At 60.7% G+C, this 12,427-nt stretch carries 10 protein-coding genes; 9 read left to right on the top strand and 1 reads right to left on the bottom strand.

From position 1 onward, the window contains the following. Positions 1–292 precede the first annotated feature (292 nt). The 8 genes from O7A60_RS26070 to O7A60_RS26105 all read left to right on the top strand — a co-directional run bounded on the left by O7A60_RS26070 (position 293) and on the right by O7A60_RS26105 (position 9,900). Positions 293–1,204 (top strand): carbohydrate ABC transporter permease, encoded by a 912-nt coding sequence (locus tag O7A60_RS26070; protein WP_337108626.1) that lies wholly within the window; start codon positions 293–295, stop codon positions 1,202–1,204. Continuing rightward, positions 1,204–2,103: a carbohydrate ABC transporter permease gene (locus tag O7A60_RS26075; protein WP_027146061.1), complete on the top strand. Its 900-nt coding sequence runs from the start codon at positions 1,204–1,206 to the stop codon at positions 2,101–2,103. The genes O7A60_RS26070 and O7A60_RS26075 overlap by 1 nt, the downstream gene beginning before the upstream one ends. A gap of 45 nt (positions 2,104–2,148) precedes the next feature. Then, complete coding sequence (locus tag O7A60_RS26080) at positions 2,149–3,678, top strand: ABC transporter substrate-binding protein (RefSeq protein WP_337108627.1); 1,530 nt, start codon at positions 2,149–2,151, stop codon at positions 3,676–3,678. A gap of 69 nt (positions 3,679–3,747) precedes the next feature. Then, positions 3,748–5,277 carry an FGGY-family carbohydrate kinase gene (locus tag O7A60_RS26085; RefSeq protein ID WP_337108659.1) on the top strand — a complete coding sequence of 510 codons (1,530 nt, stop codon included), beginning with the start codon at positions 3,748–3,750 and terminating at the stop codon, positions 5,275–5,277. Further along, a complete protein-coding gene (locus O7A60_RS26090) occupies positions 5,270–6,595 on the top strand; it encodes an iron-containing alcohol dehydrogenase (RefSeq protein ID WP_337108628.1) in 1,326 nt (441 codons plus the stop codon). Before O7A60_RS26085 ends, O7A60_RS26090 begins: the two co-directional genes overlap by 8 nt. A gap of 74 nt (positions 6,596–6,669) precedes the next feature. Next, positions 6,670–7,752 carry an ABC transporter ATP-binding protein gene (locus tag O7A60_RS26095; protein ID WP_337108629.1) on the top strand — a complete coding sequence of 361 codons (1,083 nt, stop codon included), beginning with the start codon at positions 6,670–6,672 and terminating at the stop codon, positions 7,750–7,752. Next, positions 7,753–8,808: a hypothetical protein gene (locus tag O7A60_RS26100; RefSeq protein ID WP_337108630.1), complete on the top strand. Its 1,056-nt coding sequence runs from the start codon at positions 7,753–7,755 to the stop codon at positions 8,806–8,808. It abuts the gene before it with no gap. 267 nt (positions 8,809–9,075) lie between these two features. Further along, positions 9,076–9,900 (top strand): sugar-binding transcriptional regulator, encoded by an 825-nt coding sequence (locus tag O7A60_RS26105; RefSeq protein WP_337108631.1) that lies wholly within the window; start codon positions 9,076–9,078, stop codon positions 9,898–9,900. A 223-nt stretch (positions 9,901–10,123) separates the two neighbouring features. Here the strand turns inward: O7A60_RS26105 and O7A60_RS26110 are convergent, their stop codons facing one another. Further along, entirely contained in the window at positions 10,124–10,294 is a 171-nt protein-coding gene (locus O7A60_RS26110) for a hypothetical protein (RefSeq protein ID WP_337108632.1), read from the bottom strand. Between the two features lie 1,023 nt (positions 10,295–11,317). Here O7A60_RS26110 and O7A60_RS26115 point away from each other — a divergent pair. Continuing rightward, entirely contained in the window at positions 11,318–12,286 is a 969-nt protein-coding gene (locus O7A60_RS26115) for a helix-turn-helix domain-containing protein (protein ID WP_337108633.1), read from the top strand. The last annotated feature ends 141 nt before the right edge of the window (positions 12,287–12,427 follow it).

The raw sequence follows: 12,427 nt of genomic DNA on the forward strand, positions 1-12,427 counted from the left end.
ATTGCGATCACCACCATGTCGGTGATCGCAGTTGCAACTGGCTCAACGCAGCGATGACCCCGATGCAGACGGTCTCCTGCTTCCGTCGCGTTCCAGATAACAATCCCTGTCCGGCTGTGATGGAGGGCGTGCGAGGGCAGCGCCCGCCGACATGGATCTGACTTGACAAGTCAACACGCGTCCCACACGCTGCCTTAACAAAAGGCACAACAAACTTACAAAAGTTCAAGTTTGCACGATCTGGCCGATAGGGAGAAAGGCCAATGCTCTCTCACCAAGCGGAGATTTGCCCGTGAGCACGGCAACCTTCACGCAGGAGAGGTCCAGCTGGGCCCTGCCCCGGTTCATGACGGCCGAGCATCCTTTTCCCTGGCTCGCGCCAATCACGGTGATGCTTCTGGTTTTCGGCATCTATCCTCTCGCCTATTCGGTCTGGCTGTCGTTTCACAAACGCAATGTCGTTTCCCGGCAGCTTGATTTCGCGGGAGTGCACCAATGGGCGCGCGCATTTTCGGATACGCGTATGTGGCACTCTTTGGAAACGACGCTGATTTACACCTTCGTCGCACTGGCCGTTCAGCTTGCACTCGGCATCCTCATTGCGCTTCTGCTTGATACCGATCGCAAGGGCTATGGGATACTTCGGGCGCTGATGACGCTGCCGCTGGTCGTGCCGCCTGCCGTGACAGGAATGATGTTCTTGCTGATGCAGGACGGCTCTTTCGGTGTCCTGTCGTTCTACCTCTACGCCCTCGACCTGATCTCGCCGGCGCAGCCGATCCTGACGCAGCCGGTTACCGCATTGCTGGCGATCCTGCTGGCAGACATATGGCAATGGACGCCCTTCATGGTGCTCATCATCCTGGCGGGCCTGCGCGCGCTGCCGAAAGAACCTTTCGAAGCCGCAGCGATCGACGGGGCCAACGGCATCCAGACATTCTTGCGGCTTACACTGCCGATGCTGCGCAAGGTGATAGCGGTCGCCGTACTGATCCGCGGCGTCGATCTCTTCCGCATCTATGACTACGTCTACATCATCACTGCCGGCGGGCCAGGCACGGCTAGCGAAACGCTTTCATTCTATGCCGGCCGCATCTACTTCACCGGAGACTTCCCCTACGCCGCGACCCTGTCGCTGATTGTGCTGGTTGTGCTGATCGCCGTGTCCAACGTCTTTGTCAGGCTTTTCAAGGTGAGGTTCTGATGGAGCCGTCCCGCGTCCAGATGATCACCCGCGACGTGCTCGCCGTGTTGGTGGTGGCGATCTTCATGTTCCCGATCGCCTGGTGGGCTCTGTCCTCCGTCAAACCCTATTCCGCGATCTTCGACCGCAGCGGACCGGTCTACACCGGTTTCACGCCGACGCCGGACAATTACCGCGTGACGCTGCTTGGCGTCTCGCGCGTCGACATAGGCATGGAACAGGGCGGCGAGGCGGCGGGGGTGATCAAGGGGGGCGCCAGTTCCTACGATTCCCGCCAGTCGCTTCTCGACAGCGCGATCATAGCTGTCGGCTCGACGGCACTGACGCTGTTGCTGGCGACACTGGCCGCATATTGTCTGTCACGAATGCAGTTCAGTGGCCAGCAGTCTTTCCTTTTTTGGATCCTCTCGCAGCGCTTCATGCCGCCAATCGCGATCGTCATACCGGTCGTTTTCATGTTCCGGGATCTCGGATTGCGCGACACCTATACGGGGCTGATCCTCGTTCACAGTTTGATCAACCTGCCGCTGGCCGTCTTGCTTTTGAAGTCGTTCTTCGACGATGTCCCGCGCGAGGTCGACGAGGCGGCACTGATTGACGGCGCTACGCGCTGGCAGACGTTTCGACGTGTGGTCGTTCCCATGGTCAAAGGTGGCATCGCCGCGACAGCTGTGCTGTGTTTCATCTTTTCATGGACCGAGTTCCTGCTCTCTCTCTTCCTGACAACGTCGATCCGCACTGTGCCGGTGAAGATCTCGACTTTTGTCACCTCGACCGCGACCGAGTGGGGCTACATCACAGCACTTGGCACGTCCGCGATCATACCCAGCTTCATCTTTATCCTACTGGTTCAACGGCATCTGGTCCGGGGCCTCACCCTCGGATCGCTGAAGGAGTGAGGCCCGAACGAGAAGAATTAAACAAATCGCAAAGGAGGAACGATCATGAGCTTCAGAGATCACGACAAGAAGACATTCGTCGCCGATACCTGCAATGACTTTACGGCGAACCGAATGACCAAACGCGACTTCATGAGGAAGATGGCGCTGGCTGGCGTTGGCTTTTCTGCCTTTGGCTCGGCCATGCTGGGCGGCGGCCGCTCCAATCGCGCCGGGCTGGGCCTGGGGGTCGAAGAAGCCCGCGCCCAGGACACGGATATGCTGAAGTGGCTGGCCGATGTCGGCAAACCCTATGCCGGCACGAAAATCCGTTACACTTCGGAAGCGACGCCGCCAACGATCGTCGCCAACCAGCTCGTCGCGGGTGAGTTCACCAAGGCGACCGGCATTGAGGTCGAGGTCGAGATCGTCCCGCTGGAACAGGTTCTCGCCAAGGCTACGCAGGACGTACAGGGCCAGCTGGGCACCTATGACGTCTACTATCTCGACCAGTCTTGGATGGCGACGTTTGCTCAGGATGTCATCGATCCGCGCGAATACTACGGCCAGAACAAAGAACTGGCGATGCCAAACTTCGACTGGGACGATTTCTCTAAGCCGCTTGTCGATGGCATCGCTATGTATAATGGCAAACAATGCGGAATTCCCTTCGATATCCCGATCTTCATCCTGATGTATCGGAAAGACCTTTTCGACAAACACAATATCGCGTTGCCGACAGACCTCGACGCCTATCTCAAGGCTGTGCAGGCGCTCACAGAGGCAGAAAAGGGCAATGGCATCTTTGGCACCGCCTGCCAGGCCAAGTCCGGCCATTATTCGCTCGAATGCGACTGGACCTTCGCACTGTGGGGGCATGGCGGCTCGATCTTCAGCAAGGACAAGAAGTTTGTCGGCAACGACGAGCGCGGGGTGGCCGGGCTAAAATTCTACCAGGAGCTGGTCAAGAACTCGCCGCCCTCCGCCACGACATGGACCTGGGATGGTCAGGGGCAGGCCCTGACACAGGGACAGGCCGCCATGGCAATCACCTGGGGCGAGGATTTCCCCGGCTTCGATGCCAACGATTCCAAGGTCAAAGGACTGTTCGAGGCTCTGCCGGCGCCCAAGGAGGTCCCCGGCCGTCGCGCCGTCGCCGATTGCGGCTTCAATGAGATCCCGGCCGTCGGCCACCAGGGCGGTTCCACGATCTCGCTGTCGCAATATTCCAAGAACAAGGAAGCAGCATGGCTGTTCATGCAGTGGGTCTGCTCGAAGGACGTGATGGCACGGGTGTCGACGCTGGGCGGCGGCGCCTCGCCGATGCGCAATTCCTCCTTCACCGACCCTCGGGTCAAGGCGAAAGCCGTTGTTGGACCGGGCACCACACGCCATTTCGACGCGATCAAATACACCATCGACAACCAAATGGGATCGGAGCCGGACATGCCGATTTGGGCAGATTTGTCGAACAATGACATCCCGGTTGAGCTCGGCAAGCTGCTAACGGGCCAGGACTATGGCGGCGACGCCAAGGCATGCCTGGATGCCATTGCCGGTATTGTCGACGGCAAGGTCAAGGATGCCGGCCTTTAGCGGGATACTCCAGTGATTTCGGCGACGGGCGGTTTCGACCGCCCTCGCCCCTTTGGCAAAATGGCGGCAATGGTTCCGGATCTCGTCATCGGCATTGATTCCTCGACCTCGGCGACCAAGGCGATTGCCTGGGACCGCAACGGTCGCGCCGTGGCGGAGGGCCGTGCGTCGATAGCAATGTCCAACCCTCGTCCCGGGTATTTCGAGCAGGATCCGGCCGATTGGTGGGCCTCGACGGTTACAGCGCTCCGCACCGTGACGGCAACAGTTTCGCCGGCACGCATTGCCGGCCTAGCCATTTCCAACCAGCGCGAAAGCTTCGGCCTTTTCGATGAGCAGGGGGAAGCGATGGGGCCCGCAACGCTCTGGCTCGATGAGCGTGCCCGCCACAAGGCACGCAGTTTCGGCGAGTTCTTCGGCGCGGCACGCATCCATGCGATATCCGGCAAGCCGCTGGACGTGATCCCATGCCTCTATCGCATGATCTGGTTTCGCGAGGAGCAGCCACAAATCTTTGCCCAGGTGCAGCGCATGGCCGAGGTGCACGGCTACCTGGTCTTTCGCTTGAGCGGCCGATGGATAACGTCGACCGCCTCCGCAGACCCGATGGGCGTGCTCGACATGCGAACCATGGACTGGTCGAACGAACTATTGGACGCGGCCGGGGTCGCGCGGCGACTGATGCTGGATCTGGCGCGGCCTGGCACCATCTTGGGCCAATTGACCCCGCAAGCCGCCATGCTGACGGGCTTGCGGGAGGGCACGCCGATCGTCGCCGGCGGCGGCGACGGTCAATGCGCCGGCACGGGCGCTGGTGTGTTACAAGCGGGATGCGCCTACATAAACCTCGGCACCGCGGTCGTCTCCGGCAGCTTCGGCATCGACTACGTCCATGACCCGGCCTTCCGCACCGAGACGGCGGTCGCCGAAGACGGATATATCTACGAAACGTGCCTTCGCGCCGGCACTTTTCTCGTCGACTGGATGACGCGTGAAATGCTCGGCGCCGAGCTGTGTGGGTCCAGCGGCCCCCTGGAGACGCTTGAGGCCGAAGCCGCCGTTAGCCCGATCGGCGCAGGCGGCATAATGCTCCTGCCCTATTGGCAGGGCGTCATGGATCCGCACTGGGACAGCGCCGCCCGCGGCGTAATTGCCGGACTTTCGGGCTCGAGCCGCCGCGGCGACCTCTATCGCGCCGTGCTGGAAGGAATAGCGCTGCACCAAGCCGCGACAAGTCAGCGGGCCGCTGCCGCCGCTGCTCAGAATATCGACCGCTTCATCGCGATCGGCGGAGGAGCGAAGTCCGACCTGTGGATGCAGATTCTGGCGGATGCACTCAACCGTCCCATAAAACGTTCTACGACCGTGGAAGCCTCCTCGCTCGGCGCGGCAATGGCAGCGGCAAAGGGGGTCGGCTGGTTTTCCACGATCGCAGAAGCGTCGCTCACGATGGCCAGCGAACCAGCTAAGTCCTTCGAACCCGATGTGGGTCGTGCCTGCCGCTATGCCGAACTTCTTGCGATTCACGCCGATCTTTGGCCAACGCTTTCCGCTTGGAACCGGCGGCTCGCGGCCTTCATGGAGGCTGACCATGGCTGAAACGATCAACTGGAACGCCTTGATCGAGGATGTTGTCGCAGGCCAGTGGAAGGATCCCAACACAGGCGCGGCCGCCGACCTGCCGTTCCAAACGATCGAATTGCTGGAAACAACCGAGGGCCGCGAGGCGGATCTCGTTGCGCCTCTGACGCTGGGCAGCCGCATCGCTGTCGTGTCGGACGTCAACACCCTCGAAGTGATGGGTCGGCGCGTTGCCAAGGCCCTGCGTGCCATCGCCGATGTCGACGAAATCGTGCTGCCTCCCGATCTTGCCTGCGACGAGGCGACGATCCAGATGATCAGGGAAAGAACGCGGCACGCCGACGGGGTCGTGGCCGTGGGATCGGGCGTCCTCAACGATAGCTGCAAGCAAGCAACCTTCCTTGACGACCGGCCTTATGCCGTCTTCGGCACGGCAGCGTCGATGAATGGCTATGGCGCCTCGACAGCGTCCGTGACCTTGGCGTCAGGGCTCAAAATCTCGCTGCCCTCGCACGCTCCGCGCGGCATCTTCCTGGACCTTGGTATTTCGGCCGCAGCGCCGACCTGGCTCAGCGCCGCCGGACTTGGCGACAGCCTTTGCCGTTCCACCGCGCAGATCGATTGGTGGGCCTCGCATCGGCTGTTCGGCACTTACTATTCCGACGTGCCCTACTTGCTGCAGGCGGGCGATGAGGAACCCATGCTGGCCCATGCGTCTGGCCTTGCCAGGCATGACATCACCGCAGTCGGGCACCTCCAGCGAGTCTTGACGCTATGCTCGATGGGCGTCTGCTTCGCCGGCGTTTCCCATCCCGGCTCCATGGGAGAGCACCAAATCTCCCACTGGATCGACATGTTCGCGCGAGAGCATCATCCCGGTACCACTCACGGTCAGCAGGTTGGGGTTGCCTCGCTGGTCATGGCGCGTCTGCAAGCCAGGCTGATGGACACGGAAGAGCCGCCGCAGGCAAGGCCGACCCTTGTCGATGAGACCGCGATGCTGGCCCGCTATGGGGCGCAACTTGGGCCACTTTGCATTGCGGAGATGAAGAAGACAGCACTCGATCACAGCCAGACGGAAGCCTTCAATCGCAAACTTTGGGAAATCTGGCCGGCTCTGCGCCGGGAGCTTCGTCCGATGGCAACGCCGGTTGCCCGCATGGAGGCGGCGCTCAAGGCTGCGGGAGGGCCGCTCACCGGAGCAGAATTAGGTCTACCGCGACAGCTTTGGCACGACGCCATTCGCTATTCGCGAGAAATCCGTGGCCGCTGGTCCTTTGTTAATCTGGCCGCCGATGCGGGGCTCCTTGAAGAGTTCCTGGAGAGCGAATGGTGAACCGTATTGGATCGCCGCCGGCATGTCGCAAGGCGAAGCCAACAGGGTAAGCGCAATCGAAGGGATCGCAATTTATGGCCTCTGTCACCATCAGCAACATAAGGAAGGAGTATGGCACCGTCGAGGTGATCCCTGGGCTCGATCTTTCGATCGAAGATGGCCAGTTCGTCGTGCTGTTGGGGCCGTCCGGGTGCGGTAAGTCCACTCTGCTACGCATGATAGCCGGTCTTGAGCCAATCACGTCCGGTGCGATCGCCATCGGTGACAAGGTCGTCAATACTCTTCATCCCAAGGATCGCAACATCGCGATGGTCTTCCAGAATTACGCGCTTTACGCCCACATGACGGTCTTCGACAATATGGCCTTTTCCATGCAGTTGAAGAAACGCCCCAAGGAAGAAATCAATCAGAAGGTGGGATGGGCGGCTTCGATCCTCAACCTCACTCCCTACCTCGAACGGTATCCCCGCCAGCTTTCGGGCGGCCAGCGGCAGCGCGTTGCCATGGGCCGAGCCATCGTACGCGATCCAACCGTATTCCTGTTTGACGAGCCGCTGTCCAACCTCGACGCCAAACTGCGCGTGCAGATGCGGACGGAAATCAAGGAACTCCATCAGCGGTTGAAGACCACCACCGTCTACGTCACGCACGACCAGATCGAGGCTATGACCATGGCCGATATCATCGTCATCATGCGCGACGGCCACGTCGAGCAGATCGGGCGGCCGCTCGATGTCTACGATCACCCCGCAAATCTCTTTGTCGCCTCGTTCATCGGCTCGCCTGCAATGAATTTGTTCCATGGCGAGGTGGCGCCCGAGCGCGATGCCTGGGTGGTGCGGACAGACAAGCTATCTCTCCCGCTGCCGCCGAAGGCTGCGGTCCGGCCCGGGCAGAAGGTGATCTATGGTATTCGCCCCGAACATCTTCGACCGGTGGCCAACGGGAGCGGCATCCCGACGACGGTCAACGTTGTGGAGCCGACCGGCCCCGAGATTCATATCTTTGCAAGCATGGGCGACAGCACGATCTGCTCGGTGCTGCATGATCGCATGGAACTCTCTCCCGGAGCCGTGATCCATCTGGAGCCAACGCCTGAGCGAATCCACCTGTTCGATCAAGGCAGCGGCAAAAGACTGGACAAGGAGAGCAATTGAATGGCGCGGATCGTTATCCTCGGCGCCGGCGTCATGGGCTCTGCCATGACCCTTCCGGCCGCTCACGCGGGTAACCGCATCACTCTCGTTGGCACCCATCTCGATGAGGAAATCATTGGCTCCGTGGCGGGCACAGGTCATCATCCGCGCCTCAACATCACTCTACCTGGCGCAGTAACCGCCTGTTCCTGGACTGACTTCGGGGCAGCGATGAAGGAGGGACCCGATCTGCTTGTACTCGGCGTCTCGTCGGCCGGCGTTCCCTGGGCGATCGACCGCATTGCTGAGAGCATCGAGTCGCCAGTGCCGATACTGATGATCACAAAAGGCCTCGCCGCGAGCGACGCAGGCATTGAAATCCTGCCACATCTGCTCGCTCGCGAGATTGAACGGCGCACCGCCTTGACGATCCCAGTGATGGCTGTCGGCGGACCCTGCATTGCCGGCGAGCTGGCGGCACAGCGTGATACCTCAGTGATTGTGGCCGGGCACGACCCGGACCAGATTGCTGCGGCGTCCCACATTCTGCGAGCTCCCTTCTATCACATGCGACCGTCGTCCGATCTCGTCGGTGTCGAGATCTGCGCCGCTTTCAAGAATTTCTACACGCTGGCGGTTGGCGCTCCGATCGGACTGCTGGAGCGCGACCACAAGGCGCCAAATGGTGCCCTCATGCACAACCTTGCCTCGTCCCTTTTTTCGCAATCGCTCGCCGAGATGGCCATTTTGGTCGAAGCCCTGGGCGGAAGAATCGAAACAGTGCAGGGACTGGCTGGCTCCGGTGATCTTTATGTGACCTGCCAAGCCGGCCGCAATGGCCGCATGGGACGCTTGCTTGGCCGCGGCTTGCCTTATTCCGTAGCCAAGCGGGAACATATGAGCTCGGACACGGTCGAGGGCGCGCAACTGGCGCTGGATCTTGGCCAAACATTGGAGAAAATGATGGCGCAAGGTTTACTTCCGGGCGATCACCTGCCGCTGACGGCTGCCATCATCGACGCGATTTGCCATGATGCCCCGCTGGGCTTGTCCTTCGACCGCTATCACCGGTGCTAAGGACGATGCCAGAAAGTCAACCAACGCTTCATATCGATTCGGACACGGCGCCGCCGAGCCGTTCGTAGCCCGCGCAGTGGACAGAATGTTGTGATGGAGAAACCACCCCGAAAAAAACGCGATGGCCGCCACGCCGTAACCAGCTCCGTCTCGACCGATCGTGAGGAAGGGCTCCTCGTCCGCGCCGCCTGGCTGGCGTATGTCGGAGACCTCACGCAAGCCCAAATCGCCAAGTCCCTTGGCCTAACTCGCCTTCGCGTCAATCGAATGCTGGCGCAGGCCCGCGAGCGGGGGATAGTTCAGATCCGCATCAATTCGAAGGTGGCGAACTGCATTGAGCTGGAGAACCGGTTGCGTCATAGCTACGGCGTCTCGGATCCAATCGTGGTTCCGACACCGCCCGATCCTGCTCTGCTACCCCAAGTCATCGCAGCCGCCGCCGGGCAAGCCCTGTCGCTCAGGATCCGCGACGGGATATCGGTGGGCGTGGGATGGGGTCGCACGCTCCAACTCAGCCTCCGGTCGGTGACTGTACGTCCGGTCAAAGGGATGTCCGTCGTTTCCTTGCTCGGCGGACTGACGCGCGGGTCGGCGATCAACATCTATGAGATGGCGTCGCGGCTCGCTGCGCTCTACGAGGCGGAATGTTTCTACATCGCCGCACCGGTGTTCACCGATACCGAGGCCACGCGCGATCTGCTGATGCGCCAGTCGATCCTGGAAGACGCCTTCACCCATGCCCGCGACGTCGATGCCGCTTTCGTCTCGGTCGGTGCGGTGCATAAGGACGCCACCATTTTTCGGATCGGGCTGATAGGCGAGGACGATCTCATATCGCTGCACCAGGCAGGCGCCGTCGGCGATATTTGCGGCCACTGGATCGATGCCGATGGACAGCTCGTCGATCACCCGCTCAACCATCGTGTGATAGGCCTCGCTCCTGAAAGCCTGCGCGACATCGACACCGTCATCCTGCCCTCCGGTGGCCTCGACAAGGTTCCGGTGCTGCGCGCGGTGCTGCGTCTCGGTGTCGCCGATGTTTTGATCACGGACGAGCAAACCGCCGCGGCGATCCTTGCAGAAAAGCCCTAGACTAGCTTAGACGGGCCTTTGGCATCGGTTGCCAAAGATCGAGTGAAACAGCGCCTTGCGCGCGGCTGCAACGGGCCAGGACAAAGCCAGGACCACGCTTCTTATGCAGTGGTCGCAGGGTCAATCCCTGCATCGCCTACCAGCCAGCGCACCGATCCCGTTGGATATCACGCTCAAAGCGTCCACTGAAAAAGGCAACTGGCGCGAACTTATCGCATGACCGCTAAATCAGTCCTCTGCGAACGTTCAGGTGAGTGAACGCCGTCACCAGGATTGCACCGACCATGAAGTAGAGCGTGGGAATGGCGTGGCCGTTGTGGAACTGGAAACCGGCACAAAGGAGGGCTAGCACAACGGCGAGAAAGGCGGCTAAACGCGAGACGTTATCGGACATGGGGCGACCTTTGAGAATCGGCGGCCGCCCTCAATCGGCCGCGCGCTCTATAAGGAGCTTTGCGCCGCCCTGCAAGCTCGGCCTGGTGCAGACTCTTGGCCCGACACAACCCGACGCTCACAGGTTCTCCATTGTGCCCTGTTGGGGGCGCAGCGGGCTGGCGAAGCCCCGTGATTATACATTGTGCCACTCTGAGCGCCTCCCGTGGACTGGTGCCGACCGGGCATGGCGGCTATCGAAATCCTGACGTCGAACACGCTCCTGATCCTCGCAATCTCGCTAACGTTACGCGAACAGCCGCGGCCCACCGCGAAGGACGGACTAGAAGCCCTGCACTGCAAGGCGCGCAGGGCCTAGTCCGTCCAGTCCATCATGGGGCCAGATCAAGACTCCGGTCCATCTTATGCATTTTATTATCTTTTTTCGCTGTCAGTCCGTCCAATGCGCTGTTGGATAGATTGATCAATTTGGCACGGGATGCCCGGCCAAACGTAACCCAATTTACGACTATGCCGCCGCAATGGAACCCCATTTGGCCAAGTCGAAGTTCTCACTGCACACATAATGCACACGAAAGCGGTTGGTCTAGTGCCACTTTCCAGTCAGCCAGGCTACACAACGCTTGAGACCAGATTGTCGACCGGATCGCTGCCAGAGGAAAGCCGAGGTGTTTGCATTGCTTTTGAAGCGCCATTCGACGGCCAGCGCCCTCCCCGGCTAGTGCCGGTGCTCGTGAGGGTGTCGTCGTAGAGCTGTTGTGTTTGACGAGGCTGAAATCCGCGCGAACTTTGCTTTCGATCAAAGAATGGCCGGTTCATGCTGATAGGCTTGGCGGCATCAACCGAAGCGGCGGGAGAGAGAATGCACCGGCGAGGACGCTATCGATTGGCCAAATGCCGCTGAATGACGAGAAGTTCTGCCCCTTTCTGATTCTTCTGTCGAATTGACAGTGTGCTGATTGAAAGCGGAACCTGGCGACACCGGTCCGGGACGTGAAGTAACAGTTGGGATTGGGGGACAAGCATGGGCGAGGATTTGTCCGGTCATCATGCCGATCGCGTACAGGCTGCAATTGCTTCGGATGCGGCGGCGAAATCCGCGTTGGTCGCCTCCTGGCGGCGGTCCTCCAATCTGCATCGGCTCGATCCTGCTGATTGCAAGCCACCGCAGTATCTGACGGAGCCAGAGCTTAATGAGGCCCGACAACGGATCGAAACGCTCGTCCGAGCTGCCCAATCGAGCCTCGACCGGCTCTACCTTGCGGTGGGAGGCGTCGGATGCTGCGTTCTGCTCGCAGATCGTGACGGTGTGCCGGTCGAACGGCGCGGCGCGGCGGTGGATGACGGAACTTTTCGTTTGTGGGGGTTGTGGACGGGCTCCATCTGGAACGAACAAAGCGAAGGCACCAACGGTATCGGCACCTGTCTGGTAGAGCAGCGAGTCCTGACGATCCACCGTGATCAGCATTTTCACACGCGCAACACCGAGCTGAGCTGCACTACCGCTCCCATCTACGATCACCAGGGAGATCTTGCGGCTGCGCTTGACGTGTCTTCCTGTCGAGCTGACCTCACCGAAGCGTTCGCCAATCTCATTTCGGTGGCCGTGGTCGACGCAGTGCGTCGGATCGAGGCTGAGAACTTCAGGATGGCATTCCCCAAGGCCCGAATTCTGCTGGCACCTGTGGCCGACAAGGGTCCCGGCGCGCTGATCGCAGTCGACGCCGATGACCTTGTGGTGGGTGCGACCCGTTCAGCGCGATTGGCGCTTGGAATTACGCATGAGTGTCTCCAGAAACCCATCCCTGCGGCCGATCTGCCTGGCGGGGCGCAGAAGGTCACCGAAATCCTCGCCGAAGCGGAGCGTGGCGTTCTGCAGCGAGCGCTGGCGCGCACGGACGGAAATGTCTCTGCTGCGGCCAAAGCGCTGAGTATCAGCCGGGCGACGCTTCACCGGAAGCTCAACCGCCTGGATGTTCACAGGTCACATTGAGTTTTTCGAAGCGTCGCAACACTGTCGCAATTCTGCGACACCTCCAGCCCGTCCGTCGTCCTCGGCATGGTGACAATCCGGGTAGATCCCCACAAGTCTCTCCTCCACGCGTCGCATTCCGCGGCGTCAGCTTTGGGAGGA

It is taken from the genome of Mesorhizobium salmacidum (SeqCode), from assembly GCF_037179605.1.
In the GTDB taxonomy this organism is placed as follows: domain Bacteria; phylum Pseudomonadota; class Alphaproteobacteria; order Rhizobiales; family Rhizobiaceae; genus Mesorhizobium; species Mesorhizobium salmacidum.

Excerpts from the sequence above, each read along its gene's own strand:
- O7A60_RS26080 (WP_337108627.1), top strand. The coding sequence starts at position 2,149 with ATGAGCTTCAGAGATCACGACAAGAAGACATTCGTCGCCGATACCTGC.
- O7A60_RS26090 (WP_337108628.1), top strand. The coding sequence starts at position 5,270 with ATGGCTGAAACGATCAACTGGAACGCCTTGATCGAGGATGTTGTCGCA.
- O7A60_RS26110 (WP_337108632.1), bottom strand. The coding sequence starts at position 10,294 with ATGTCCGATAACGTCTCGCGTTTAGCCGCCTTTCTCGCCGTTGTGCTA.
- O7A60_RS26115 (WP_337108633.1), top strand. The coding sequence starts at position 11,318 with ATGGGCGAGGATTTGTCCGGTCATCATGCCGATCGCGTACAGGCTGCA.
- O7A60_RS26105 (WP_337108631.1), top strand. The coding sequence starts at position 9,076 with ATGCTGGCGCAGGCCCGCGAGCGGGGGATAGTTCAGATCCGCATCAAT.
- O7A60_RS26100 (WP_337108630.1), top strand. The coding sequence starts at position 7,753 with ATGGCGCGGATCGTTATCCTCGGCGCCGGCGTCATGGGCTCTGCCATG.
- O7A60_RS26085 (WP_337108659.1), top strand. The coding sequence starts at position 3,748 with ATGGTTCCGGATCTCGTCATCGGCATTGATTCCTCGACCTCGGCGACC.
- O7A60_RS26095 (WP_337108629.1), top strand. The coding sequence starts at position 6,670 with ATGGCCTCTGTCACCATCAGCAACATAAGGAAGGAGTATGGCACCGTC.
- O7A60_RS26075 (WP_027146061.1), top strand. The coding sequence starts at position 1,204 with ATGGAGCCGTCCCGCGTCCAGATGATCACCCGCGACGTGCTCGCCGTG.